This window comes from Streptomyces sp. NPDC050534 (assembly GCF_044457745.1).
Classification (GTDB): domain Bacteria; phylum Actinomycetota; class Actinomycetes; order Streptomycetales; family Streptomycetaceae; genus Streptomyces.
This window is the reverse complement of the sequence record NZ_JBITHF010000013.1, coordinates 166,576-192,166: the sequence shown is the minus strand read 5'-3', so window position 1 is coordinate 192,166 and position 25,591 is coordinate 166,576. Positions and strand designations below refer to the sequence as shown.

Below are 25,591 nucleotides of genomic sequence, written 5' to 3'. Positions count from 1 at the left end.
TTAGCCCGCAGGCGGGTGCGCCCGGTACGCTCACCGCCGTGCCACACGCTGATCACTCCCAAACCACCCAGAAGGGCGTATCCGTGACATATCCCGGGCCGCCCAGGCCGGTTCAGGTCTCCGCCACACCCCTGGCGGAACTCGCCGATCAGCTGGGTGCCGCGAGGCCGGAAGACACAGCCGACGTCACGGGCATCACCCATGACTCGCGTGCCGTCCGCCCCGGAGACCTGTACGCCGCCCTGCCCGGCGCCCGTCTGCACGGCGCGGACTTCGTCACCCAGGCCGCCGGCCTCGGCGCGGTCGCCGTGCTGACCGACCCGACCGGCGCCGAGCGCGCCGCGGCCACCGGCCTGCCGGTCCTCGTCGTCGACGATCCACGGGCACAGATGGGCGAACTGGCCGCCACGATCTACGGCCACCCGGGCCGGGACCTGCTCCAGATCGGCATCACCGGCACCTCCGGCAAGACCACCACCGCCTACCTCGTGGAGGGCGGTCTCAAGACCAAGAGCAACACCGGCCTGATCGGCACGGTCGAGATGCGCATCGGCGACGAGCGCATCAAGTCCGAGCGCACCACCCCCGAAGCCACCGATCTGCAGGCCCTGTTCGCCGTCATGCGCGAGCGCGGGGTCGAGGCGGTCGCCATGGAGGTCTCCAGCCACGCCCTGGTCCTCGGCCGGGTCGACGCCTGCGTCTTCGACATCGGCGTCTTCACCAACCTGAGCCCGGAGCACATGGAGTTCCACTCCGGCATGGAGGACTACTTCCAGGCGAAGGCGCAGCTGTTCACGCCGAAACGCAGCAGGCTCGGCGTCGTCAACGTCGATGACGAGTACGGCCGCCGGCTGGCCAGGGAGGCGACCGTCCCGGTCGTCACCTACTCCGCCGAGGGCCACCCCGACGCCGACTGGCGCGCCGAGGACGTCGAGATCGGCCGGCTGCACTCGACGTTCACCGCGATCGGTCCCGAGGGCGAGCGGATCGACGCCAAGTCGCCGCTGCCGGGCACCTTCAACGTGGCCAACACCCTCGCCGCGATCGTGGCGCTCGCGGTCGCGGGCCTCGACCCGCAGTCCGCCGCCGACGGCATCGCCGCCGTACCGGGCGTGCCGGGGCGCCTGGAGCGCGTGGACGCCGGGCAGCCGTATCTCGCGGTCGTCGACTACGCCCACAAGACCGACGCGGTCGAGTCGGTGCTGCGGGCCCTGCGCAAGGTCACCGAGGGCAGCCTGCACATCGTGCTCGGCTGCGGCGGGGACCGCGACAAGACCAAGCGGGAACCGATGGGCGCCGCGGCGGCGCGCCTCGCCGACACCGCTGTACTGACCTCCGACAACCCCCGCTCCGAGGACCCCCTCGCGATCCTTGCAACCATGCTCGTGGGCGCGGCGTCCGTACCAGCACACGAACGCGGTGAGGTCCAGGTCTTCGAGGACCGGGCCGCCGCGATCGCCGCCGCCGTCGCCCGCGCGCAGCCCGGGGACACCGTGCTGGTCGCGGGCAAGGGCCACGAGCAGGGCCAGGACATCGCCGGGGTGGTCCGTCCCTTCGACGACCGCCAGGTGCTTCGCGAAGCTATCCAGAAGACCCAGGGATGAACTTGTGATCGCCCTCTCTCTCGCCGAGATCGCAGAAGTCGTCGGCGGGCAGACGCACGACATACCGGATCCGTCCGTCGAGGTCACCGCTCCGGTCGTCCGGGACTCCCGCGAGGTGGAGCCCGGCAGCCTGTTCGTCGCCTTCGTCGGCGAGCGGGTGGACGGCCACGACTTCGCACGGCAGGTCGTCGAGGCGGGCGCGGTCGCCGTACTGGCGTCGCGCCCCGTCGGCGTACCCGCGATCGTCGTCGACGACGTCCAGCGGGCGCTCGGCGCCCTCGCGCGTCATGTCGTACGCCGGCTCGGCGCGACCCTCGTGGCCCTCACCGGCTCCGCGGGCAAGACCAGCACCAAGGACCTGATCGCCCAGGTACTGCGGCGCAAGGCGCCGACGGTGTTCACGCCGGGCTCGCTCAACAACGAGATCGGGCTGCCGCTGACCGCCCTGTCCGCCACCGAGGAGACGAGGTTCCTCGTCCTGGAGATGGGCGCCCGCGGCATCGGCCACATCCGCTACCTCGCCGAGCTGACGCCCCCGAGGATCGGCCTCGTCCTGAACGTCGGCACCGCCCACATCGGCGAGTTCGGCGGCCGCGAGCAGATCGCGCAGGCGAAGGGCGAGCTGGTCGAGAGCCTTCCGCAGGCCCAGGACGGCGGCGTCGCGGTCCTCAACGCGGACGACCCCCTCGTGCGGGCCATGGCGTCCCGTACGAAGGCGAAGGTCGTGCTGTTCGGCGAGGCCGACGAAGCGGACGTACGCGCCGAGAACGTGCGACTCACGGACAGCGGACAGCCCGCCTTCAGGCTCCACACACCCTCCGGTGCAAGCGACGTGACCATGCGCCTGTACGGTGAGCACCACGTGTCGAACGCGCTCGCCGCGGCCGCCGTCGCCCATGAGCTGGGCATGTCCGCGGAAGAGATCGCCACCGCGCTCTCCGAGGCGGGCTCCCTCTCCCGCTGGCGCATGGAGGTCACCGAGCGGCCGGACGGCGTGACCATCGTCAACGACGCCTACAACGCGAACCCCGAATCCATGCGAGCGGCCCTGCGCGCGCTCGTGGCGATGGGCCCGGGGCGGCGGACCTGGGCGGTGCTCGGCAAGATGGCCGAGCTCGGGGACGAGGCGCTCGCCGAGCACGACGCGGTCGGACGGCTCGCCGTCCGGCTCAATGTCGGCAAGCTCGTCGCGGTCGGGGGCAGGGAAGCGTCCTGGCTGCAACTGGGCGCATATAACGAGGGTTCGTGGGGTGAGGAGTCGGTGCACGTGTCCGACGCACAGGCGGCGATCGACCTGTTGCGCAGCGAGTTGCGCCCGGGAGACGTCGTCCTCGTGAAGGCGTCCCGTTCGGTCGGTCTCGAAGGCGTCGCCCAGGCGCTCCTCGCGACCGGTGCCGAGGGTGAGGTTGCCGCCCGATGATGAAGCAGATCCTGTTCTCGGGAGTCATCGGCCTCTTCCTGACGCTGGTCGGCACCCCGCTGCTGATCAAGCTCCTCGCCCGCAAGGGCTACGGCCAGTACATCCGGGACGACGGCCCGCGCGAGCACGCCAGCAAGCGCGGTACGCCGACCATGGGCGGTATCGCCTTCATCCTGGCGACGGTCGCCGCCTACTTCCTGTCCAAGGTGATCACCGGCTACGCCCCGACCTACTCGGGCCTGCTGGTGCTCGGCCTGATGGTCGGCATGGGTCTGGTCGGCTTCCTCGACGACTACATCAAGATCGTCAAGCGGCGTTCGCTTGGCCTGCGGGCCAAGGCGAAGATGGCCGGCCAGCTGATCGTCGGCATCTCCTTCGCGGTGCTCGCCCTGCAGTTCCAGGACGCCCGCGGCAACACCCCGGCCTCCACCAAGCTGTCGTTCATCACGGACTTCGGCTGGAAGATCGGCCCGATCCTGTTCGTGGTCTGGGCGCTGTTCATGATCCTCGCGATGTCGAACGGCGTGAACCTGACGGACGGTCTGGACGGCCTGGCCACCGGCGCCTCCGTGCTCGTCTTCGGCGCCTACACCTTCATCGGCGTCTGGCAGTTCCAGGAGTCCTGCGCCAACGCGCAGACCCTGACCAACCCCAACGCCTGCTACGAGGTGCGCGATCCGCTCGACCTCGCGGTCATCGCCTCGGCGCTGATGGGCGCCTGCCTCGGCTTCCTGTGGTGGAACACCTCGCCCGCCAAGATCTTCATGGGCGACACCGGTTCGCTCGCGCTCGGCGGTGTCCTCACCGGCCTCGCCATCTGCTCCCGCACGGAGCTCCTGGTCGCCATCATGGGCGGCCTGTTCGTCCTCATCACCATGTCGGTCGTCATCCAGGTCGGCTCCTTCCGCCTCACCGGCCGGCGGGTGTTCCGGATGGCGCCACTCCAGCACCACTTCGAACTCAAAGGCTGGTCCGAAGTCCTTGTGGTGGTCCGCTTCTGGATCATCCAGGGCATCTGTGTGATCGTCGGACTGGGTCTCTTCTACGCGGGATGGGCAGCGGACAAGTGACCGACTGGCAGGGCAAGCACGTCACCGTCGCCGGGCTCGGCGTCTCGGGAATCCCGGCGGCCAAGGCGCTGCACGCGCGCGGGGCGATCGTCACGGTCGTCAACGACGGCGACGACGCACGCGCGCGTGAACAGGCCGCCGAACTCGAGGCGCTGGGCATCACGGTGCGTCTCGGTGACGGCGCCACCCTGCCCGAGGGCACCGGACTCGTCGTCACCGCACCCGGCTGGAAGCCCGACAAGCCCCTGTTCGCCGCGGCCCGCGAGGCCGGCCTGGAGATCTGGGGCGACGTCGAACTCGCCTGGCGTCTGCGCGGACCGGACGCGGCGCCCTGGCTGGCCGTCACCGGCACCAACGGCAAGACCACCACCGTCCAGATGCTGGCCTCGATCCTCAAGGCCGCCGGACTGCGCACCGCCGCCGTGGGCAACATCGGCGTCTCCCTGCTCGACGCCGTACTCGGCGAGGAGCAGTACGACGTGCTGGCCGTCGAGTTGTCGAGCTATCAGCTGCACTGGGCGCCCTCGCTGCGCGCCCACTCCGCCGCCGTCCTGAACCTGGCGCCGGACCACCTCGACTGGCACGGCTCCATGGAGGCGTACGCCGCCGACAAGGGCCGTATCTACGAGGGCAATCGCGTCGCCTGCGTCTACAACGCCGCCGACAAGGCCACCGAGGACCTGGTGCGCGAGGCCGACGTCGAGGAGGGCTGCCGGGCGATCGGCTTCACCCTCGGCACCCCCGGCCCGTCCCAACTCGGCGTCGTGGAGGGCATCCTGGTCGACCGCGCCTTCGTCGAGGACCGGCACAAGAACGTCCAGGAGCTCGCCGAGGTCTCCGACGTCAATCCGCCGGCCCCGCACAACATCGCCAACGCCCTTGCGGCGGCGGCCCTCGCGCGCGCCTTCGGGGTGCCCGCCAGGGCCGTACGCGACGGGCTGCGGAGCTTCACGCCGGACGCGCACCGCATCGCGCACGTGGCGGACGTGGACGGGGTGGCGTACATCGACGACTCCAAGGCGACCAACACCCACGCCGCCGAGGCCTCGTTGGCGGCGTACGAGTCCATCGTGTGGATCGCGGGCGGACTCGCCAAGGGCGCGACCTTCGACGAGCTGGTCGCCAAGTCGGCAAAGCGACTTCGCGGTGCCGTGCTCATCGGCCAGGACCGCGCCCTGATCCGGGAAGCCCTGGCGCGACACGCGCCGGAAGTACCCGTCGTCGACCTCGACCGGACCGACACTGGGGCGATGCTCGCGGCCGTCCAGGAGGCGAAGCGGCTCGCGGCGGCGGGCGACACGGTGCTGCTGGCCCCGGCCTGCGCCTCCATGGACATGTTCGCCAACTACAACAAGCGCGGTGACGCGTTCGCGGAGGCGGTTCGCGAACTCGGCTCCTGACCGACGCAGCGGAGGCGCTGATGCCCAGTAGCCGTACCGGAAGGCCGCCCGTGAAGCGGGCCGCCAGACGTCCCGCCGCTTCCCGGACACCGCGCGAGAACCCTGTGACGCGGCTGTACACGAATGCCCGCAGGGCCTGGGACCGGCCGCTGACCGCGTACTACCTGATCTTCGGTGGCAGCATGCTGATCACCGTGCTCGGCCTGGTGATGGTCTACTCGGCCTCCCAGATCACCGCGCTGCAGATGTCCCTGCCGGGCTCGTACTTCTTCCGCAAGCAGCTCCTCGCCGCCGTGATCGGCGGGGTGCTGCTGCTGATCGCCTCGCTGATGCCGGTGAAGCTGCACCGGGCGCTCGCCTACCCGATGCTCGCGGGCGCCGTCTTCCTGATGGCGCTGGTGCAGGTGCCGGGGATAGGGATGTCGGTCAACGGCAACCAGAACTGGATCTCGCTCGGCGGCTCCTTCCAGATCCAGCCCAGCGAGTTCGGCAAGCTCGCGCTGGTGCTGTGGGGCGCGGACCTGATGGCCCGCAAGCAGGACAAGAAGCTGCTGAACCAGTGGAAGCACATGCTGGTGCCGCTCGTGCCGGTCGCCTTCATGCTGCTGGGGCTGATCATGCTCGGCGGCGACATGGGCACGGCGATCATCCTGACGGCGATCCTGTTCGGCCTGCTGTGGCTGGCGGGCGCCCCGACGCGGCTGTTCGCCGGCGTGCTGTCGATCGCCGGCGTCCTCGGTGTGATCCTCATCAGGACCAGCCCGAACCGCATGGCCCGGCTGTCCTGCATCGGCGCCACGTCCCCGCAGTCGGGCCCGGCGGACTGCTGGCAGGCCGTGCACGGGATCTACGCGCTCGCTTCGGGCGGAATCTTCGGATCCGGACTCGGTGCGAGTGTGGAAAAATGGGGCCAACTCCCCGAGGCGCACACGGACTTCATCTTCGCCGTCACCGGTGAGGAACTGGGTCTGGCGGGGACGCTGTCGGTGCTCGCCCTGTTCGCGGCTCTAGGCTATGCGGGTATCCGCGTGGCCGGACGCACGGAGGACCCCTTCGTCAGGTTTGCCGCGGGAGGCGTGACCACCTGGATCACCGCGCAGGCGGTGATCAACATCGGTGCGGTGCTCGGCCTGCTGCCGATCGCCGGCGTCCCCCTCCCGCTGTTCTCCTACGGGGGATCCGCCCTGCTGCCGACCATGTTCGCCATCGGGCTGCTGATCGCGTTCGCGCGTGACGAGCCCGCTGCGCGGGCGGCGCTTTCCTTGCGGCAACCTCGCTTTGGTAGAAAGCGGGCGGGAGGCGCCGTACGGAACCGGGGGCCTCGGAGATGGAACACGATGCGACGGCGTGCCTAGGTGGCGCGTTCGTCCGGAGAGCGGTGAATTTCGGTGCATGTCGTACTCGCCGGTGGGGGGACCGCCGGCCACATCGAGCCCGCGCTCGCCCTCGCGGACGCCCTGCGCAGGCAGGATCCGACCGTGGGGATCACGGCCCTGGGCACGGAGCGCGGTCTGGAGACCACGCTCGTCCCGCAGCGGGGCTACGAGCTCGCGCTGATCCCGGCGGTGCCGCTGCCGCGCAGGCCGACGCCCGAACTGATCACCGTCCCGGGCCGGCTGCGCGGCACGATCAAGGCGACCGAGCAGGTCCTGGAGCGCACCAAGGCGGACTGCGTGGTGGGCTTCGGCGGCTATGTCGCCCTGCCCGGCTACCTCGCGGCCAAGCGCCTCGGTGTGCCGATCGTGATCCACGAGGCCAACGCCCGCCCCGGTCTCGCCAACAAGATCGGCTCGCGCTACGCCTCCCGGGTCGCCGTCTCCACTCCGGACAGCAAGCTGCGCGACGCCCGCTACATCGGCATCCCGCTGCGCCGCACCATCGCCACCCTGGACCGGGCCGCCGTACGCCCGGAAGCCCGCGCGATGTTCGGCCTGGACCCCAACCTGCCCACGCTGCTGGTCTCGGGCGGCTCGCAGGGCGCCCGGCGCCTCAACGAGGTGACCCAGCAGGTCGCGCCGTGGCTCCAGCAGGCCGGCATCCAGATCCTGCACGCGGTCGGCCCGAAGAACGAACTGCCTCATGTGCAGCAGATGCCGGGAATGCCCCCGTACATCCCGGTAAGTTACCTGGACCGGATGGACCTCGCGTACGCCGCTGCCGACATGATGCTCTGCCGCGCGGGCGCGATGACCGTCGCCGAACTCTCCGCCGTCGGACTCCCGGCCGCCTACGTCCCGCTGCCCATCGGCAACGGCGAACAGCGGCTGAACGCCCAGCCGGTGGTCAAGGCCGGCGGTGGGCTGCTGGTCGACGACGCGGAACTGACGCCCGACTGGGTACGGGCGAGCGTGCTGCCCGTGCTCGCCGACCCGCACCGGCTGTACGAGATGTCCCGCGCCGCCGCGGAGTTCGGCCGCCGGGACGCCGACGACCTGCTCGTCGGCATGGTGTACGAGGCGGTCGCCGCCAGCCGTGCACGCCGATAGGGACCGTATTTCGATGTAGGCGAAGGGCAGGAAGCGTGGCCGGACCGACCACCGCCGAACGCGGTGAACGCCAGCAGGAGTCGTCCGGCCCGCCTCCGGCACGGAGGTTGAGGGTTCCGCGCCCTCGTACGATCATCATCTTTGCCGTCGCGCTCGTCCTTCTCGGGGCAGGCGGCGTCTGGCTGTTGTACGGCTCGCAGTGGACGCGCGTGGAGCGTGTGTCGGTCTCCGGCACCCGGGTTCTCACGCCGGAGCAGGTCCGCGAGGCCGCCCAAGTCCCCGTCGGGGCGCCGCTGATTTCCGTGGACACCGACGCGATTGAGACGCGTCTGGCCCGGAAACTGCCCCGAATTGACTCGGTTGACGTGGTTCGTTCCTGGCCCCATGGAATCGGCCTGAAAGTGGTTGAGCGCACTCCGGTTCTGCTTGTGCAAAAGGGCGGAAACTTCGTCGAAGTGGACGACGAAGGTGTCCGTTTCGCCACGGTTTCCCGGGCCCCGAAAGGCGTTCCCGCACTGGAATTGGCGCCGTCCTCATCGGGTTCCTCCGCGGCGAGCCTGCGGCGCTTCGGGGAGGACCGGTTGGTGCGTGAGGCGGTGCGCGTCGCCGGCGCCATTCCGGCCGCCGTGGCCCGCGAGACCGAAGCCGTCAAGGTGCGTTCCTTCGACGACATCTCACTGGAGTTGGGCGACGGCCGCACCGTCGCCTGGGGAAGTGGTGAGAAGGGTTTCGCCAAGGCCCGTACGCTGACCGCTCTGATGAAAGCGGCGCCCGATGCGCGGCACTTCGACGTCTCGGTTCCCACCGCCCCTGCGTCATCGGGGAGTTGACGCACATCCGCGCAGGCCAGCACCCTGGTTGGGCACTGCTACGGCTGATCACATAGGGTGAAAAGAAAAACGGGAGGTTCGGCGTGTTCGTTGAACGTGCGCCACTTGTCGACTTAGTGTCCTGTTCGGAAGAGTCCAGCGAACAGACACACTGGTAACCCTAAACTTCAACGTTAGGGTTTGGGTCGGCGATACGGACCGTCCCAATCGGCATCAGTCGTACGACCGCGGCAAGGCCCGCGACAGGACGACACGTAACTCGAGGCGAGAGGCCTTCGACGTGGCAGCACCGCAGAACTACCTCGCAGTCATCAAAGTCATCGGTGTCGGCGGCGGTGGTGTCAATGCCATCAACCGGATGATCGAGGTCGGTCTCAAGGGTGTCGAGTTCATTGCCATCAACACGGACGCACAGGCGCTGTTGATGAGCGACGCCGACGTCAAGCTCGACGTCGGCCGTGAACTCACCCGCGGACTCGGCGCCGGAGCCAATCCGGCCGTCGGCCGCAAGGCCGCCGAGGACCACCGCGAGGAGATCGAAGAGGTCCTCAAGGGGGCCGACATGGTCTTCGTGACGGCCGGTGAAGGCGGCGGCACGGGCACCGGCGGCGCACCCGTCGTGGCCAACATCGCCCGCTCCCTGGGCGCCCTCACCATCGGTGTGGTCACCCGCCCGTTCACCTTCGAGGGGCGGCGCCGGGCCAACCAGGCCGAGGACGGCATCGCCGAACTCCGCGAAGAGGTCGACACCCTCATCGTCATCCCCAACGACCGGCTGCTGTCCATCTCGGACCGCCAGGTCTCGGTGCTGGACGCCTTCAAGTCGGCCGACCAGGTCCTGCTCTCCGGTGTCCAGGGCATCACCGACCTCATCACCACGCCCGGTCTGATCAACCTCGACTTCGCCGACGTCAAGTCGGTCATGTCGGAAGCCGGTTCGGCTCTCATGGGCATCGGCTCGGCCCGCGGCGACGACCGCGCGGTGGCCGCCGCCGAGATGGCGATCTCCTCGCCGCTGCTCGAGGCCTCGATCGACGGCGCCCGCGGTGTGCTGCTGTCCATCTCCGGCGGCTCCGACCTCGGCCTGTTCGAGATCAACGAGGCCGCCCAGCTGGTGAGCGAGGCCGCCCACCCCGAGGCCAACATCATCTTCGGCGCGGTCATCGACGACGCCCTCGGCGACGAGGTGCGGGTCACGGTCATCGCGGCCGGCTTCGACGGCGGACAGCCGCCCGCCAAGCGGGAGAACGTCCTCGGCTCGTCCTCCGCCTCCGCCCGCCGCGAAGAGCCCACCCCCGCGCGGCAGACCGACAGCCGCCCGTCCTTCGGCTCGCTCGGCAGCGTCACGCCGAAGGAGAACGCGGAGCCCGCCCCCGAGCCGGCGAACGACCTCCCGGCCGCCCCGCCGGTCCCGCCGTCGCGGTCCTACGCGGACGGCGCCGCGGAGGAGCTGGACGTACCGGACTTCCTGAAGTGATAGGACGGCACTCCGGGACGAGCACCGTGAACGGCGCGCACTTCGCTTTCACCGACCGGTGGGGCGGGGTGAGCGCCGTTCCGTACGCGCAGCTCAACCTCGGCGGAGCGGTCGGCGACGACGCCGGCGCGGTACGGACCAATCGCGAGCTGGCGGCCAAGTCCCTTGGCCTCGACCCGGCCCGGGTGGTCTGGATGAACCAGGTGCACGGTGCGGAGGTGGCGGTGGTCGACGGACCGTGGGGCGACCGTCCCGTGCCCGAGGCCGACGCCGTCGTCACGACGCGGCGCGGTCTCGCCCTCGCCGTCCTCACCGCGGACTGCACGCCCGTTCTGCTCGCCGACCCCGTCGCCGGGGTGGTCGCCGCGGCCCACGCGGGCCGGCCCGGCATGGTCGCCGGGGTCGTCCCCGCCACCGTACGGGCCATGACCGAACTCGGCGCCGAGCCGGGCCGGATCGTCGCCCGCACCGGGCCCGCCGTGTGCGGACGGTGCTACGAGGTGCCCGAGGCGATGCGCGCCGACGTGGCCGCCGTCGAGCCGGCGGCGCATTCCGAGACGAGCTGGGGTACGCCCGCGGTCGACGTGACCGCCGGAGTGCACGCCCAGCTCGAGCGGCTCGGGGTGCGCGACCGGGAGCAGTCGCCGGTGTGCACGATCGAGTCGGGTGATCATTTCTCGTACCGTCGCGACCGGATCACGGGGCGACTCGCGGGATATGTCTGGCTGGACTGAGGGACATGACGGACCGTAAGGACGAACTCGCCGCGAACCTGGCGAAGGTGGAGCGTCGTATCGCCGCCGCCTGCGACGCCGCCGGGCGCAAGCGCGAGGATGTGACCCTGATCGTGGTCACCAAGACGTACCCGGCGAGCGACGTGAGGATCCTGTCGGAGCTGGGTGTACGGCACGTGGCGGAGAACCGGGACCAGGACGCGGCGCCCAAGGCCGCGGAGTGCTCGGATCTGCCGCTGACATGGCACTTCGTGGGCCAGTTGCAGACCAACAAGGTTCGTTCCGTGGTCGGTTATGCCGACCTCGTGCAATCCGTCGACCGGGCCCGGCTCGTCACGGCGCTCTCCAAGGAGGCCGTGCGGCAGGAGCGCGAGATCGGCTGCCTGATCCAGGTGGCGCTGGACGCTGACGAGGGCGGACGCGGCGAGCGCGGGGGCGTCGGGCCCGACGGAATCGAAGAGTTGGGCGAACTGGTCGTCCGGGCGCCGGGTCTGCGGTGGGACGGTCTGATGACCGTCGCGCCGCTCACCGGGCCTTACGCGGGACGCGAACTGGCCGCGTTCGAGCGGTTGATGGATTTGTCGACCGACCTGCGCCGAGCTCATCCGGCTGCGAACATGGTCTCGGCAGGAATGAGTGCGGACCTCGAACAGGCCGTGACGGCCGGAGCGACACATGTACGCGTCGGTACGGCGGTACTCGGAGTCCGCCCCGGGCTCGGGTAACGTCGCCAGGAAGTCGGACCACAGCAGAAAATATGGTCAATGCCACCGAAGGCGGGCGCAACGACCTCGTGGATCGCGGGCACTTGGCGGTAGTCAGCCGATCCACCACAGAGCGGAGGACTCAGAGCATGGCCGGCGCGATGCGCAAGATGGCGGTCTACCTCGGCCTCGTGGAGGACGATGGGTACGACGGCCGGGGATTCGACCCCGATGACGATTTCGAGCCCGAACTGGACCCCGAGCCCGAACGGGACCACCGGCGGCATGAACCGTCCCACCAGCAGCACGTGGCACATCAGTCCCAAAGGGACGAAGAGGTGCGAATGGTGCATCCGCCGGCGGCACGCGAACCGGCCGCCCGTTCCGCTTCGCTACCCGCGGAATCCGGTCGCCCGGCGCGTATCGCGCCCGTGGCGTCCATCACACAAGAACGCGCAAGCCTGGAGAAGAACGCACCGGTGATCATGCCCAAGGTCGTGTCGGAACGAGAGCCTTACCGGATCACCACACTTCACCCGCGGACCTACAACGAGGCCCGTACCATCGGGGAACACTTCCGTGAGGGCACCCCGGTGATCATGAATCTGACTGAGATGGATGACACAGACGCGAAGCGACTTGTCGACTTTGCGGCCGGATTGGTGTTTGGTCTTCACGGCAGCATCGAGCGGGTGACGCAGAAGGTGTTCCTGTTGTCGCCTGCTAACGTCGATGTCACGGCGGAGGACAAGGCCCGCATCGCAGAGGGCGGGTTCTTCAACCAGAGCTGAGACGCACGACCGGAATCAGCGGTACAAAGCAGTACCCAGCAGCACGGAAACAGGGGAGAGGGAAGCACCAATCATGAGCGTGGTCCTGGATGTGATCTACATCGCGCTGATGTGCTTCCTCATCGTGCTCATCTTCCGGTTGGTCATGGACTACGTCTTCCAGTTCGCCCGCTCATGGCAACCCGGCAAGGCGATGGTGGTCGTTCTGGAGGCCACCTACACTGTCACTGATCCACCGCTCAAGCTTCTGCGGCGGTTCATCCCGCCGTTGCGTCTCGGGGGCGTGGCGCTCGACCTGTCCTTCTTCGTACTGATGATCATCGTCTACATCCTGATCTCTGTGGTGAGCCGGCTGTGAGCGATGTGACCTACCGTCTTGCCGAATGCCGACGACTACGTTGAGGTGAAGAGATGCCGTTGACCCCCGAGGACGTGCGGAACAAGCAGTTCACGACCGTCCGCCTCCGAGAAGGCTATGACGAGGACGAGGTCGATGCCTTCCTCGATGAGGTCGAAGCCGAACTGACCCGCCTGCTCCGGGAAAACGAGGACCTGCGCGCCAAACTGGCCGCGGCCACGCGTGCCGCCGCCCAGAATCAGCAGAACATGCGCAAGCCCCCGGAGGGGCCCGGCGGTCCTGGTGGACCTGGCGGCCCCGGTGGGCCCGGTCCGCAGGACCAGCAGCACCCGCAGCACCCGCAGCAGGGCATGCGCGGTCCGGGCGCTCCCGTGCCCGCCGGCATATCGGGCCCGCCGCAGCAGCAGATGGGCGGCCCCATGGGAGGCCCGCCCCAGCTGCCCAGCGGTGCTCCGCAGCTGCCCGCCGGTCCCGGCGGTGGTCAGGGTGGTCCCCAGGGTCAGGGCCCGATGGGTCAGGGCCCCATGGGTCAGGGTCCGATGGGCCAGGGTCCGATGGGTCAAGGCCCCATGGGCCAGGGCCCGATGGGCGGCCAGCCTCCCATGCAGCAGCAGATGGGCGGTCCGATGGGCGGCCCCATGGGTGGCCCGATGGGCGGCCCCGGTCAGGGCCCCGGTGGCGACAGCGCCGCCCGCGTCCTCTCGCTGGCTCAGCAGACCGCCGACCAGGCGATCGCCGAGGCCCGTTCCGAAGCCAACAAGATCGTGGGCGAGGCGCGTTCGCGTGCCGAGGGCCTCGAGCGTGACGCCCGTGCCAAGGCCGACGCGCTGGAGCGGGACGCGCAGGAGAAGCACCGCGTCGCGATGGGCTCCCTGGAGTCCGCCCGCGCCACGCTGGAGCGCAAGGTCGAGGACCTGCGCGGCTTCGAGCGCGAGTACCGTACGCGCCTGAAGTCGTACCTCGAGTCCCAGCTGCGTCAGCTGGAGACCCAGGCCGACGACTCGCTGGCTCCGCCGCGCACCCCGGCGACCGCGTCTCTGCCGCCGTCCCCGGCGCCTTCCATGGCACCGGCCGGCGCGAGCGCCCCGTCGTACGGCGGCAACCAGGGCATGGGCGGCGCGCCGAGCCCCGCCGGCCCGTCCTACGGCGGCCAGCAGCAGATGTCCCCGGCGATGACCCAGCCGATGGCGCCTGTCCGCCCGCAGAGCCCGTCCCCGATGGGCCAGGCCCCCTCGCCGATGCGCGGGTTCCTGATCGACGAGGACGACAACTGACGGCCGTCCAGTAGTACGCGGTAGACGTCGGCAGCGTTCACCAAGGGTGGGGCCCCGGATTTCGATCCGGGGCCCCACCCTTTTACGCGTGTTGATCTGTGTTGTCGGTCGCACATGACCCTGTCGGTCGCACACGGCGAAGGGCCCGGCCTCCCCACTCGGGAGGCCGGGCCCTTCGTGTGCCGTGCGGTTACGCCTTGCGGAGGCGGAACGTCAGGGAGAGGCCCTCGTCGGTGAACGGGGCGCCGTAGGAGTCGTCGGCCTCGCCCTGGGCGAAGTCCGTGGCCAGGACCTCGTCCGAGATCAGGCCCGAGTGCTCGGACAGGGCGGCGATGACGGCCGGGTCCGTGGACGTCCAGCGCAGGGCGATCCGGTCCGAGACGTCGAGGCCGCTGTTCTTGCGGGCCTCCTGGATCAGGCGGATCGCGTCACGGGCGAGGCCCGCCTGACGCAGCTCCTCGGTGATCTCCAGGTCCAGGGCGACCGTGGCGCCCGAGTCGGAGGCCACCGACCAGCCCTCGCGCGGGGTCTCGGTGATGATCACCTCGTCGGGGGCGAGGGTGATCGTCTCACCGTCGACCTCGACCGTCGCCGTGCCCGCGCGCAGGGCCATGGACAGCGCGGCCGCGTCCGCGTTCGCGACGGCCTTCGCCACGTCCTGGACGCGCTTGCCGAAACGCTTGCCCAGGGCGCGGAAGTTGGCCTTCGCGGTGGTGTCGACCAGGCTGCCGCCGCCCGCCTGGCCGGCGGAGGAATCGCTGAGCGAGTCGAGGGAGCTGACGTTCAGCTCCTCCGTGATCTGTGTGTGCAGTTCGCGGTCGAGCGCGTCGAAGCCGGCCGCGGCGATGAGCGCCCGGGACAGCGGCTGGCGGGTCTTGACACCCGACTCCGCGCGGGTGGCGCGACCCAGTTCGACGAGACGGCGGACGAGGACCATCTGCTTCGACAGCTCGGGGTCGATCGCCGTCAGGTCCGCCTCCGGCCAGGAGGACAGGTGCACCGACTCCGGCGCGCCCGGCGTCACCGGCACCACCAGGTCCTGCCACACCCGCTCGGCGATGAACGGGGTCAGCGGGGCCATCAGCTTGGTGACCGTCTCCACGACCTCGTGCAGGGTGCGCAGCGCCGCCTTGTCGCCCTGCCAGAAGCGGCGGCGGGAGCGGCGCACGTACCAGTTGGAGAGGTCGTCGACGAACGCGGACAGGAGCTTGCCGGCGCGCTGGGTGTCGTAGGACTCGAGGGACTCGGTCACCTGGTCGGTGAGCGCGTGCAGCTCGCTCAGCAGCCAGCGGTCCAGCACCGGGCGGTCGGCCGGGGCCGGATCCGCCTCGCTGGGCGCCCAGTTGGACGTGCGCGCGTACAGGGCCTGGAAGGCGACCGTGTTCCAGTACGTCAGCAGCGTCTTGCGGACGACCTCCTGGATGGTGCCGTGGCCCACGCGGCGTGCCGCCCACGGGGAGCCGCCGGCCGCCATGAACCAGCGCACCGCGTCCGCGCCGTGCTGGTCCATCAGCGGGATCGGCTGCAGGATGTTGCCCAGGTGCTTGGACATCTTGCGGCCGTCCTCGGCGAGGATGTGGCCGAGGCAGACGACGTTCTCGTACGAGGACTTGTCGAAGACCAGGGTGCCGACGGCCATCAGCGTGTAGAACCAGCCGCGGGTCTGGTCGATGGCCTCGCAGATGAACTGCGCCGGGTAACGCGCCTCGAACAGCTCCTTGTTCTTGTACGGGTAGCCCCACTGCGCGAACGGCATCGAACCCGAGTCGTACCAGGCGTCGATGACCTCCGGCACGCGCGTGGCCGTCTGCCGGCACTGCGGGCAGGCGAAGGTGACGTCGTCGATGTACGGGCGGTGCGGGTCCAGTTCGGACTGGTCGGTGCCGGTGAGCTCGGTGAGCTCGGCGCGGGAGCCGACGACGGTGAGGTGGTCGTCCTCGCAGCGCCAGATGGGCAGCGGGGTGCCCCAGTAGCGGTTGCGGGACAGCGCCCAGTCGATGTTGTTGTTCAGCCAGTCGCCGTAGCGGCCGCTCTTGACGGTCTCGGGGAACCAGTTGGTGTTCTCGTTCTCCTGCAGCAGGCGGTCCTTGACGGCCGTGGTGCGGATGTACCAGGACGGCTGCGCGTAGTAGAGCAGCGCGGTGTGGCAGCGCCAGCAGTGCGGGTAGCTGTGCTCGTACGGGATGTGCTTGAAGAGCAGACCGCGCTGCTGGAGGTCCTCGGTGAGCTTTTCGTCCGCCTTCTTGAAGAAGACGCCGCCGACCAGCGGGACGTCCTCCTCGAACGTGCCGTCCCGGCGGACCGGGTTGACCACGGGCAGGCCGTACGCCCGGCAGACCTTGAGGTCGTCCTCACCGAACGCGGGGGACTGGTGGACCAGACCCGTGCCGTCCTCGGTCGTGACGTATTCGGCGTTGACGACGAAATGGGCCGGTTCGGGGAACTCGACGAGCTCGAACGGTCGTTGATACGTCCAGCGCTCCATCTCGGCGCCGGTGAAGGTCTGGCCGGTGGTCTCCCAGCCCTCGCCGAGCGCCTTGCCGACGAGCTGCTCGGCGACGACGACCTTCTCCTCGCCGTCGGTCGCCACGACGTAGGTGACCTCGGGGTGCGCGGCGACAGCCGTGTTGGAGACCAGCGTCCAGGGGGTCGTCGTCCACACCAGGAGCGCGGCCTCGCCGGCGAGCGGACCGGAGGTGAGCGGGAAACGGACGTACACGGACGGGTCGACGATCGTCTCGTAGCCTTGCGCCAGCTCGTGGTCGGACAGGCCCGTCTCGTCACGCGGGCACCAAGGGGCCACGCGGTAGTCCTGCACCAGCAGGCCCTTGTCGAAGATCTCCTTGAGCGACCACCAGACCGACTCGATGTACTCGGGGTCCATCGTGCGGTAGGGGTCGGTGAGGTCGGTCCAGTACCCCATGCGGGTCGTGAGCTCTTCGAAGGCGTCGGTGTGGCGGGTCACCGACTCGCGGCACTTGGCGTTGAACTCGGCGATGCCGTACGCCTCGATGTCCCGCTTGCCCGTGAAGCCGAGTTCCTTCTCGACCGCGAGTTCCACCGGCAGGCCGTGGCAGTCCCAGCCGGCCTTGCGGGCCACGTGGTAGCCGCGCATGGTGCGGAAGCGGGGGAAGACGTCCTTGAAGACGCGGGCCTCGATGTGGTGGGCGCCCGGCATGCCGTTGGCGGTGGGCGGGCCCTCGTAGAAGACCCACTCGGGGCGGCCCTCGGACTGCTCCAGGGTCTTGGCGAAGATCTTCTGGTCGCGCCAGTAGTCGAGCACGGCGTGCTCGAGCGCGGGCAGGTCGACCTGGGCGGGCACCTGGCGGTACATCGGCGTTGTCATCAGCGAGCTTCCTCCGGCGGACTTGCTGCCTTCCGTCCGGAGGGACGAGAGCCGTGTCTTTCTCTACGCCGGTTTCGGCGGGCTCCCGCGGTACCACCCTCCTTGGCCCGCCGACGCCGGATGAGCGACGGTGAGCCCCCTCATTGGGGTCGCGATGCCGGTTCTACCGGCCGCTGCCAGTCGGCTGCGGCTTTCTTCCGGCGGCTCCGGGGTGATCTTCGCGTCGCGCTCGCCCCCGGGCTCCCACCGTCCCCGGGTCGCTCTGGGCCGCGTACGTCGCTACTCGTCCCCATCCATGCTTTTCGCTGCGCCCAGTGTACGGCGCCGCGCGGACAGCGGCCGACCGGTTTTCGGGTACCCGGAGGTGCGGGCGCCGGGCCGCCCGAGATGACCCGAATGGAGCGGTACGCGTGTTCGGATTCCGGGACGGACGGTCCGGCGGATTACCCCGCGGGGAGCTGGGCACAACGCAGGCAGGCTTGCGGAGCGGCGTGCGCGAGCCGGGCGAATCGGGCGGTGCGCCCCGTTGCCGCGGGACTCAAGTCGATTTATCGTCCCAGCACGATTCGCGTGCAAGATCACAAAATGTGAAGGGGCCGCGGCCATGGTGGCGAAAAAGACCGCCGTACAGCAGTCGGCGTCGTCCACGGCGGCCCTGCGGGGGGTGGCCGGCGGAGGAGGGCCGGGCGCGGCGAAGCACGCCAGGAAGACCGCCGCGAAGAAGGCCACGACCTCCGGCGCGGCTTCGCCGAAGAGGGCGGGGGAGGGGCGCGGAAGACCGGGCGGCGAGAGGACCGCCGGGAAGGGCGGGGGAGGACGGGGCCCGGACGAGCGGGGCGCCGGTAAGAAAGCCGTGACAGATGCGGCCGCGGCTGGGAAGAGCGCTGTCCGCGCGGGTAGGAAGGCCGGGGACGAGGGAGGCGCGGGCAAGAAGACCGAGGGTGAGGAGGGCGCGGCCAGGACGGCGGCCGGTGCGAAGAGCACGGCCGGCACGGCGAAGGCGTCCGCGGCCGCGAAGAGCACGGCCGGGAGGACCGAGGGCGCGAAGGCCGCGGCCAAGGCGAGCACGCGCAAGAAGACCGCGGCCACGAAGACTGCGGCCAAAAAGGCTGCCGCAGCCAAGAAGACTGCGGCCAGGAGGAGCACGGCTGCGAAGCCTGCCGGCAAGAAGGCCGCGGCTTCGAGGACCGAGGACGAGGAGACCACAGCCAAGAAGGCCGCGGGCAAGAAGTCCGCAGCAGCCAAGAGTGCGGGCAAGAAGGCCGTGACCACCACCAAGGCCACGGACGAGGAGACCGCGGCCGAAACGGCAGCGAGCGGGAAGGCCGCGGCCGCCACCAAGACCGCGGGCGGGAAGGCCGCAGCAGCCAAGAGTGCGGGCGGGAAGGCGCCAGCCCAAACGGCCGTGGGCAAGAAGGCCGCAGCCAAAACGGCCGTGGGCAAGAAGGCCGCGGTCACGAGGGGTGCGGGCAAGAAGGCCGCGGCGGCGGAGTCTGTGGACGAGGCGACCGCGGCCGGCAAGGCCGTGGGCAGGAAGGCGGCAGCCACCAAGCGGGCGGTCGGGGAGGCCGCGGAGGGCAAGGCCACGCGCGCCAAGGGTGCGGGTGTGGGCAGGAAACGTACGGCCAAGACGGTGGGTGCGGCGGAGGCCGCGGAGGAGACGGGAGCCACGACGGTGGTTGCGAAGAAGACTCCAGGCACGGCCACAGCGGCGAAGACAGCCCTCCCCAAGGCGCGAGTCGCGGCGGCGGAACCCGGCGAGCTCGCGGTACGCCCCGGTGAGGAACCCTGGACCCCGAAGGAGGTCGAGGAGGCGCGGACCGAGCTGCACGCCGAGGCGACCCGGCTGAACGAGGAGATCACCGCGTCCGAGAACGCCGTCGCCGGTCTGATGCGGGACTCCGGCGACGGCGCGGGCGACGACCAGGCGGACACCGGCACCAAGAACATCACCCGCGAGCACGAGCTGGCCCTCGCGGCCAACGCGCGCGAGATGCTCGAGCAGACCGGGCGCGCCCTGCAGCGGCTGGACGCCGGCACCTACGGCCTGTGCGAGAACTGCGGCAACCCCATCGGCAAGGCCCGGATGCAGGCGTTCCCGCGGGCCACCCTGTGCGTGGAGTGCAAGCAGAAGCAGGAACGCCGGTACTGATGGGGGCGGGAGGCGTGTCGTACCCTCGTCCTCAGTCAGGTATCTAGGTTGAGGGACTCACGTGGCAGAGGCGGAGCGCATCATCGGTACCCCGGACACCCCGGAGACATCGGGGACCGAGCCGGAGCAGGGCGGTACCGCACGCCCCAAGGGCAAGCGCCGCATCGTCGTGCTGTTCGCGGTCGCCGCGTTCGCGTACGCCCTCGACCTGATCAGCAAGATGATCGTGGTCGCCAAGCTGGAGCACCACGCGCCGATCCAGCTCATCGGGGACTGGCTGAAGCTCGAGGCGATCCGCAACGCGGGCGCGGCCTTCGGCTTCGGCGAGGCCTTCACCGTGATCTTCACGATGATCGCGGCGGCCGTCATCGTGGTGATCGCCCGGCTCGCCCGCAAGCTCTACAGCCTGCCCTGGGCGATCGCGCTCGGCCTGCTGCTCGGCGGCGCCCTCGGCAACCTCACCGACCGGATCTTCCGCTCGCCCGGCGTCTTCGAGGGCGCGGTCGTCGACTTCATCTCGCCCAAGGGCTTCGCGGTCTTCAACCTGGCCGACTCGGCGATCGTGTGCGGCGGCATCCTGATCGTGCTGCTGTCGTTCAAGGGGCTCGACCCGGACGGCACCGTCCACAAGGACTGAGCGCCGGGAGCCGGGCGCCGCGGGCTTGATCCACAGGCTCCGGTCCGGGCCGTCGGTCCCGTCCGGCATACTCGACGGGTGAGCACCATTCCCGAGATCCGTACCCTGCCCGTGCCCGACGGCCTGGAGGGCGAGCGCGTCGACGCCGCCATCTCCCGCATGTTCGGCTTCTCCCGCACCAAGGCGGCCGAACTCGCCGCGGCGGGAAAGGTCACGGTCGACGGATCGGTGGCCGGGAAGTCGGAGCGGGTGCACGGCGGGGCCTGGCTCGAGGTCGAGATGCCGCAGGCGGCCGCGCCCGTGCAGATCGTCGCCGAGCCCGTCGAGGGCATGGAGATCGTGTACGACGACGATGACGTGGTCGTGATCGTCAAGCCGGTCGGCGTCGCCGCCCACCCGTCGCCCGGCTGGACCGGCACGACCGTCATCGGGGGACTGGCCGCCGCCGGTTACCGCATCTCCACCTCGGGCGCCGCCGAGCGCCAGGGCATCGTGCACCGCCTCGACGTGGGCACCTCGGGCCTGATGGTGGTCGCCAAGTCGGAGCGCGCGTACACCTCGCTCAAGCGGCAGTTCAAGGAGCGCACGGTCGACAAGCGGTACCACACGCTCGTCCAGGGCCACCCCGACCCGACCAGCGGCACCATCGACGCGCCCATCGGCCGCCACCCCAACCACGACTACAAGTGGGCGGTCACGGCCGACGGCAAGCCCTCCGTCACGCACTACGACCTGATCGAGGCGTTCCGTTCGGCCTCCCTGCTCGACGTGAAGCTGGAGACCGGCCGCACCCACCAGATCCGCGTCCACATGGCCGCCCACCGCCACCCCTGCGTCGGCGACCTCACCTACGGCGCCGACCCCACCCTCGCCAAGCGGCTGCATCTGACCCGCCAGTGGCTGCACGCGGTGCGGCTCGGATTCGAGCACCCCGGGGACGGGCAGTGGGTGGAGTTCGAGAGTGACTACCCGGCCGACCTGCAGAAGGCCCTGGACCAGGTCCGCGAGGAGACGTACGGATGATGACGCACGCGTACGAGGTGCGCGTCGCCGAGGATTCCGCCGACCTGGAGACGTGCTTCGCCCTGCGCAAGGATGTCTTCGTCGCCGAGCAGGGCGTGCCCGAGGACCTGGAGTACGACGAGTACGACGCCGTGGCCGTGCATGTGCTGGCCGTGCGCGAGGACGGCGTGCCGCTCGGCACCGGGCGCCTGCTGCACGGTGAGGCGGCCGCCACGAAGACCGACAGCGATCCGGCGGTGGGCTCGCTCGGGCGGCTCGCGGTGACCCGGGACGCACGCGGGCTCGGCGTCGGCGCGGCGCTGGTGCGGGCCATCGAGGACGCGGCACACGCGCGTGGGCTGGCGGCCGTCGACCTGCACGCGCAGACGCACGCGCTGGGGTTCTACGAGCGGCTCGGATACGAGGCGTACGGCCCGGAGTACCCGGAGGCGGGCATCCCGCACCGCGCGATGCGGCGCGCCCTGCGGCCCACGGGCTGAAGACGCTGGTCGGTGCGGCGGCGTGGCAGGCTTGAGGTCCGCTGCCGTACGTCGATCTGCCCGGAGCGCTGACCGTGGATCAGTTGGCCCTGCTGTTCGTGCTGTTGCTCGGGGCCCTGGTGAGTGTCCCGCTGGGAGACCGGTTCGGGCTGCCCGCGCCGGTGCTGATGACGCTGCTGGGAATCGTCCTCGCCGTGGCGGACTTCGTGCCGAACGTCGACGTGCCGCCCGACCTGATCCTTCCCCTGCTGCTTCCGCCGCTGCTGTACGCGGCCGTCCGGCGCACCTCCTGGCGGCAGTTCGCGGCCAACCGGCGGCCGATCTTCCTGCTGGCGGTGGCGCTGGTCTTCGTCACCACCGTGTGCGTGGCCGCCGTGGCGCACAGCATCGTGCCGGGGCTGCCCGTCGCCGCCGCGGTGGCGCTCGGCGCGCTCGTGGCGCCGCCCGACCCGGTCGCCGCGACCGCGGTCGCCGGGCAGTTGGGGCTGCCCCGCCGGCTCGTGTCCATCCTGGAGGGCGAGGGCCTGTTCAACGACGTGACGGCGATCGTGCTGTACCACGTCGCGGTCGCCGCCGCCGTCAGCGGTGCCTTCCACCCGGGGCGGGCCGCGCTCGACCTGGTGCTGTCAGCCGTCGTCGCCGTCGCTGTGGGCGTGGCCCTGGGCTGGAGCGCCAACCGGCTCCTCGACCTGCTGGGCGACGCGACCCTGCAGGTCGGCCTGACGCTGCTCGTGCCGTACGCGTCCTACGTCCTCGCGGAGGAGCTGCACGGGTCCGGTGTACTCGCCGTTCTCACCACCGCGCTGTTCCTCTCCGAGTACGGCACCGACCCCGACGACGTGATGACGCGGCTCGCCGGGCACACGTTCTGGGACATCGTCGACACGCTCGTCACGGGCGTCGCCTTCGGACTGATCGGCCTCGAACTGCACAACGCGATCCGTACGGCGTCCGGGCGCTGGGGCGACATGCTCGGGTGGGCCGGTGTGATCGTGGCCGTGGTGGTCGTCGTACGGCTGGTGTACCTCCTGCCGGCGACCTGGCTCACCAAACGGCTGCACGCCAAGCGGGACCACGACGAGGACATCCCGATGACCTGGCGGGAGACCGTCATCATGTGGTGGTCGGGGATGCGCGGGGTGGCCTCGGTGGCGCTGGCCCTGGCGATCCCGCTGGAGACCGACGACGGCTCGGCCTTCCCGGACCGGAACGAGATCGTGTTCATCGCCTTCGGCGTCATCATGGCGACGCTGGTGCTCCAGGGACTGACCCTGCCGTGGCTGGTGAAGCGGCTGGGGGTGCAGTCCGACACGGAGCGGGAGAAGGAGTTCGAGAGGGAACTCGCGGTCCGGGCGGCCAAAGCGGCCAAGAAGAGGCTGCGGGAGATCGAGGAGGTCGAGGACCTGCCGGAGGAGCTGTCCGAGCAGATGCTGCGGCGGGCCTTCGAGATCGGGGTGCGGATCAGCCCCGAGATGGGCGAGGAGGAGCGGCGGGAGGCGCACGAGATGCGGATGCGCCGGCTCAAGCGGATGCGCCGGATCCAGGGCGAGCTGCTCAGCGCCGCGCGGCACGAGGTGCTGGCGGCACGCAGCGAGCCGGGAGCCGATCCGGAGATCGTGGACCGGGTGCTGCGCCATCTCGACGTGCGCAGCCTGCGGTGACCCGCGCCGCCTCGTCGCTTCAGCCGTGGCCTGAAACGCCGCGTCCATACCGATCGCGGACGGCGGCCGGGCTTCGTAGAGTCGCCTCATGGCTCGCAATGTCGTGATCAGTGGCGGCGGTACGGGAATCGGGCTCGCCGCGGCCCATGTCTTCGCAGCGGACGGGGATCGGGTCCTGCTGCTCGGGCGCCGGGAGGACGTGCTCCGCAAGGCCGGGGTGCCGGGGGCGTCGACCTACGCGGCCGACCTGAGCGACACGGCCGCCGTGCGCGGTGTCGCCGGCTTCGTGGCGCAGGAGTTCGGGACAGTGGACGTGCTCATCCACGGCGCCGGGGGCACCGGGCAGCTGGAGCCCGGGTCCGCGAGCGAGGACCCGCTCGACCGGGTCGCGCACGACTGGACCGTCAACTTCCGGATCAACACCCTGACCGCGGCACTGCTCACGGAGGCGCTCAAGGACCGGCTCGCCTCACCGGGCGGACGGGTGCTGTTCGTCAGCTCCATCGCGGCGTACCGGGGGTCCGGGACCGGCGCGTACGGCGGCGCCAAGGCCGCGCTGCACCCGTACGCCCATGATCTGGCACGGGAGTTGGGGCCGCGCGGGATCACCGCGAACGTGGTCGCGCCGGGCTACATCGAGGACACCGAGTTCTTCGGGCCGCGGATCGACCCGGCGCGGCGCGAGCGGCTGATCGCCGACACCTCGACCGGGCGCGCCGGTACGCCCGGTGACGTCGCCTCGACCCTGCACTGGCTCGCCTCCCCGGGCGCGGGCCACGTCACCTCGCAGGTCGTGCAGGTCAACGGGGGCGCGGAGCGCGGGCACTGAGGCCGTACGGGCGGACCCGCACGGCCTCGGCGGCACCTCACTGTCTCAGCCGCGGCCGTTGTCTGAGCCGCTCCCGTTGTCTCAGCCGCGCCCCGTGCGCGGCGGCTCGGGGACGCGGTGCGCGGTGGCGCCGCCGTCGGAGTGGCTGTCGCGGTGCCAGTCCCGGTGGCCGTCGTGCTGCCCGTCCGCGGTGGGCCAGCCCGTGGGCAGCGCCGCCTCCGCCGTGTTGACGCGGGGCAGGGCGTACGGGTGCTTCCTGCACAGCCAGTCGAGCATCTGCTCGCGCACCGTGACCCGGACCGTCCAGATGTCGTCCGCGTCCTTGGCCGTCACCAGGGCGCGCACCTGGATGGTGTTCGGCGTCGAGTCGGTGACCACCAGACCGCAGGCACGGCCGTCCCAGGCCGGGCACTCGCGCAGGATGTCCCGCAGCCTCTCGCGCATCTCCTCGATCGGCGCGGTGTGGTCGAGGTGCCAGTAGACGATGCCCGTCATCTGGTTTCCGCCGCGCGACCAGTTCTCGAACGGCTTCGAGGTGAAGTACGACACCGGCATCGTGATCCGGCGCTCGTCCCAGGTGCGTACGGTCAGGAAGGTCAGGGTGATCTCCTCGACCGTGCCCCACTCGCCGTCGACCACGACCGTGTCGCCGATCCGCACCATGTCGCCGAAGGCGATCTGGAACCCGGCGAACATGTTGCTGAGCGTCGACTGGGCGGCGACACCGGCGACGATGCCGACGACGCCGGCCGAGGCCAGCAGCGAGGCACCGGCCGCGCGCATCGCCGGGAACGTCAGGAGCATCGAGGCCACGGCCACCACGCCGACGATCGCCGTCACCACCCGCATGATCAGCGACACCTGGGTCCGCACCCGGCGCACCCGGGCGGCGTCGTGGTGGGCGCGGGCGTAGCGGCTGTAGGACGTCTCGACGATGGCGGCCGCGATCCGCACGACCAGCCACGCGGTGGCACCGATCAGGACCAGTGTCAGCGCCTGGCCGATGCCGACGCGGTAGTCCCGAAACCGTTGTGCCTGGTCGTAGGAGCCTCTCAGCAGCGCGGCGCAGATCACCATCTGATAGGGCACCCGGGCACGGCGCAGCAGCCCCCACAGCTGTGTCTCCCGGTGCCGTTCGTCGGCCTTGCGCAGCAACAGATCGGTGGCCCAGCCGATGACCAGCGTGAGCACGACCGAGCCGCCGATCACGATCAGCGGACGCAGTACGTTCTCCATGCCTCCGAACGTAACCGTCTCCGGGGGGTCATGAACATGTGACTTGGAGCTCGATGAGGGTACGGCCGCGGGAGGGCGCT

General features: G+C 70.4%; 21 protein-coding genes. 19 read left to right on the top strand and 2 right to left on the bottom strand.

Annotated elements, in window-relative coordinates; translation table 11 throughout:
- Positions 1 to 83: 83 nt before the first annotated feature.
- The 13 genes from ACIBN2_RS36255 (at position 84) to ACIBN2_RS36195 (ending at position 14,148) form a co-directional block, all read left to right on the top strand.
- Positions 84 to 1,604 (top strand): UDP-N-acetylmuramoyl-L-alanyl-D-glutamate--2,6-diaminopimelate ligase, encoded by a 1,521-nt coding sequence (locus tag ACIBN2_RS36255; RefSeq protein WP_399140930.1) that lies wholly within the window; start codon positions 84 to 86, stop codon positions 1,602 to 1,604.
- 4 nt (positions 1,605 to 1,608) lie between these two features.
- Positions 1,609 to 3,024 (top strand): UDP-N-acetylmuramoyl-tripeptide--D-alanyl-D-alanine ligase, encoded by a 1,416-nt coding sequence (gene murF, locus ACIBN2_RS36250; RefSeq protein ID WP_399140929.1) that lies wholly within the window; start codon positions 1,609 to 1,611, stop codon positions 3,022 to 3,024.
- The gene (gene mraY, locus ACIBN2_RS36245; RefSeq protein WP_399141042.1) at positions 3,024 to 4,094 is read left to right on the top strand and encodes a phospho-N-acetylmuramoyl-pentapeptide-transferase; all 1,071 of its coding nucleotides are present in this window, start codon (positions 3,024 to 3,026) and stop codon (positions 4,092 to 4,094) included. Before murF ends, mraY begins: the two co-directional genes overlap by 1 nt.
- Positions 4,076 to 5,494 (top strand): UDP-N-acetylmuramoyl-L-alanine--D-glutamate ligase, encoded by a 1,419-nt coding sequence (gene murD / locus ACIBN2_RS36240; protein WP_399140928.1) that lies wholly within the window; start codon positions 4,076 to 4,078, stop codon positions 5,492 to 5,494. The genes mraY and murD overlap by 19 nt, the downstream gene beginning before the upstream one ends.
- Positions 5,495 to 5,514: 20 nt before the next feature.
- Positions 5,515 to 6,849, top strand: coding sequence for a putative lipid II flippase FtsW (gene ftsW / locus ACIBN2_RS36235; protein WP_399140926.1), 1,335 nt, complete (start codon positions 5,515 to 5,517; stop codon positions 6,847 to 6,849).
- Positions 6,850 to 6,882: 33 nt separating this feature from the next.
- Complete coding sequence (gene murG, locus ACIBN2_RS36230) at positions 6,883 to 7,980, top strand: undecaprenyldiphospho-muramoylpentapeptide beta-N-acetylglucosaminyltransferase (protein ID WP_399140925.1); 1,098 nt, start codon at positions 6,883 to 6,885, stop codon at positions 7,978 to 7,980.
- 35 nt (positions 7,981 to 8,015) lie between these two features.
- Positions 8,016 to 8,810: a cell division protein FtsQ/DivIB gene (locus ACIBN2_RS36225; protein ID WP_399140924.1), complete on the top strand. Its 795-nt coding sequence runs from the start codon at positions 8,016 to 8,018 to the stop codon at positions 8,808 to 8,810.
- Positions 8,811 to 9,090: 280 nt separating this feature from the next.
- Positions 9,091 to 10,287: a cell division protein FtsZ gene (gene ftsZ, locus ACIBN2_RS36220; RefSeq protein ID WP_399140923.1), complete on the top strand. Its 1,197-nt coding sequence runs from the start codon at positions 9,091 to 9,093 to the stop codon at positions 10,285 to 10,287.
- A 26-nt stretch (positions 10,288 to 10,313) separates the two neighbouring features.
- Positions 10,314 to 11,021 carry a peptidoglycan editing factor PgeF gene (pgeF, locus tag ACIBN2_RS36215; RefSeq protein WP_399140921.1) on the top strand — a complete coding sequence of 236 codons (708 nt, stop codon included), beginning with the start codon at positions 10,314 to 10,316 and terminating at the stop codon, positions 11,019 to 11,021.
- Between the two features lie 5 nt (positions 11,022 to 11,026).
- Entirely contained in the window at positions 11,027 to 11,746 is a 720-nt protein-coding gene (locus tag ACIBN2_RS36210) for a YggS family pyridoxal phosphate-dependent enzyme (protein WP_399140919.1), read from the top strand.
- 128 nt (positions 11,747 to 11,874) lie between these two features.
- Positions 11,875 to 12,516 (top strand): cell division protein SepF, encoded by a 642-nt coding sequence (locus ACIBN2_RS36205; RefSeq protein WP_399140917.1) that lies wholly within the window; start codon positions 11,875 to 11,877, stop codon positions 12,514 to 12,516.
- A gap of 73 nt (positions 12,517 to 12,589) precedes the next feature.
- Positions 12,590 to 12,874 (top strand): YggT family protein, encoded by a 285-nt coding sequence (locus tag ACIBN2_RS36200; RefSeq protein ID WP_030596379.1) that lies wholly within the window; start codon positions 12,590 to 12,592, stop codon positions 12,872 to 12,874.
- 53 nt (positions 12,875 to 12,927) lie between these two features.
- Entirely contained in the window at positions 12,928 to 14,148 is a 1,221-nt protein-coding gene (locus tag ACIBN2_RS36195) for a DivIVA domain-containing protein (protein ID WP_399140915.1), read from the top strand.
- A gap of 190 nt (positions 14,149 to 14,338) precedes the next feature.
- Here the strand turns inward: ACIBN2_RS36195 and ileS are convergent, their stop codons facing one another.
- Positions 14,339 to 17,494, bottom strand: a complete 3,156-nt coding sequence (ileS, locus tag ACIBN2_RS36190) for an isoleucine--tRNA ligase (RefSeq protein ID WP_399140913.1) — start codon at positions 17,492 to 17,494, stop codon at positions 14,339 to 14,341.
- 604 nt (positions 17,495 to 18,098) lie between these two features.
- On the opposite strand from ileS, the gene ACIBN2_RS36185 reads away from it, so the two are divergent.
- The 6 genes from ACIBN2_RS36185 (at position 18,099) to ACIBN2_RS36160 (ending at position 24,275) form a co-directional block, all read left to right on the top strand.
- Positions 18,099 to 19,646, top strand: coding sequence for a TraR/DksA family transcriptional regulator (locus ACIBN2_RS36185; RefSeq protein ID WP_399140911.1), 1,548 nt, complete (start codon positions 18,099 to 18,101; stop codon positions 19,644 to 19,646).
- 61 nt (positions 19,647 to 19,707) lie between these two features.
- Positions 19,708 to 20,283, top strand: a complete 576-nt coding sequence (gene lspA / locus ACIBN2_RS36180) for a signal peptidase II (protein ID WP_399140910.1) — start codon at positions 19,708 to 19,710, stop codon at positions 20,281 to 20,283.
- A gap of 78 nt (positions 20,284 to 20,361) precedes the next feature.
- Positions 20,362 to 21,306, top strand: coding sequence for an RluA family pseudouridine synthase (locus ACIBN2_RS36175; protein ID WP_399140909.1), 945 nt, complete (start codon positions 20,362 to 20,364; stop codon positions 21,304 to 21,306).
- Complete coding sequence (locus ACIBN2_RS36170) at positions 21,303 to 21,785, top strand: GNAT family N-acetyltransferase (protein ID WP_399140907.1); 483 nt, start codon at positions 21,303 to 21,305, stop codon at positions 21,783 to 21,785. Before ACIBN2_RS36175 ends, ACIBN2_RS36170 begins: the two co-directional genes overlap by 4 nt.
- A gap of 74 nt (positions 21,786 to 21,859) precedes the next feature.
- Positions 21,860 to 23,446 carry a Na+/H+ antiporter gene (locus ACIBN2_RS36165; RefSeq protein ID WP_399140905.1) on the top strand — a complete coding sequence of 529 codons (1,587 nt, stop codon included), beginning with the start codon at positions 21,860 to 21,862 and terminating at the stop codon, positions 23,444 to 23,446.
- Between the two features lie 88 nt (positions 23,447 to 23,534).
- On the top strand, positions 23,535 to 24,275 hold the full coding sequence (locus ACIBN2_RS36160) for an SDR family NAD(P)-dependent oxidoreductase (RefSeq protein ID WP_399140903.1): 741 nt from the start codon (positions 23,535 to 23,537) through the stop codon (positions 24,273 to 24,275).
- A gap of 81 nt (positions 24,276 to 24,356) precedes the next feature.
- Here ACIBN2_RS36160 and ACIBN2_RS36155 read toward each other — a convergent pair whose 3' ends face one another.
- Positions 24,357 to 25,511 (bottom strand): mechanosensitive ion channel family protein, encoded by a 1,155-nt coding sequence (locus tag ACIBN2_RS36155; RefSeq protein ID WP_399140902.1) that lies wholly within the window; start codon positions 25,509 to 25,511, stop codon positions 24,357 to 24,359.
- Positions 25,512 to 25,591 lie beyond the last annotated feature (80 nt).

Coding starts and splice junctions, on each gene's coding strand:
- mraY (WP_399141042.1), top strand. CDS start 3,024: ATGAAGCAGATCCTGTTCTCGGGAGTCATCGGCCTCTTCCTGACGCTG.
- murD (WP_399140928.1), top strand. CDS start 4,076: ATGGGCAGCGGACAAGTGACCGACTGGCAGGGCAAGCACGTCACCGTC.
- ftsW (WP_399140926.1), top strand. CDS start 5,515: ATGCCCAGTAGCCGTACCGGAAGGCCGCCCGTGAAGCGGGCCGCCAGA.
- ACIBN2_RS36210 (WP_399140919.1), top strand. CDS start 11,027: ATGACGGACCGTAAGGACGAACTCGCCGCGAACCTGGCGAAGGTGGAG.
- ACIBN2_RS36205 (WP_399140917.1), top strand. CDS start 11,875: ATGGCCGGCGCGATGCGCAAGATGGCGGTCTACCTCGGCCTCGTGGAG.
- ACIBN2_RS36200 (WP_030596379.1), top strand. CDS start 12,590: ATGAGCGTGGTCCTGGATGTGATCTACATCGCGCTGATGTGCTTCCTC.
- ACIBN2_RS36195 (WP_399140915.1), top strand. CDS start 12,928: ATGCCGTTGACCCCCGAGGACGTGCGGAACAAGCAGTTCACGACCGTC.
- ileS (WP_399140913.1), bottom strand. CDS start 17,494: ATGACAACGCCGATGTACCGCCAGGTGCCCGCCCAGGTCGACCTGCCC.
- ACIBN2_RS36185 (WP_399140911.1), top strand. CDS start 18,099: ATGGTGGCGAAAAAGACCGCCGTACAGCAGTCGGCGTCGTCCACGGCG.
- ACIBN2_RS36170 (WP_399140907.1), top strand. CDS start 21,303: ATGATGACGCACGCGTACGAGGTGCGCGTCGCCGAGGATTCCGCCGAC.
- ACIBN2_RS36160 (WP_399140903.1), top strand. CDS start 23,535: ATGGCTCGCAATGTCGTGATCAGTGGCGGCGGTACGGGAATCGGGCTC.
- ACIBN2_RS36155 (WP_399140902.1), bottom strand. CDS start 25,511: ATGGAGAACGTACTGCGTCCGCTGATCGTGATCGGCGGCTCGGTCGTG.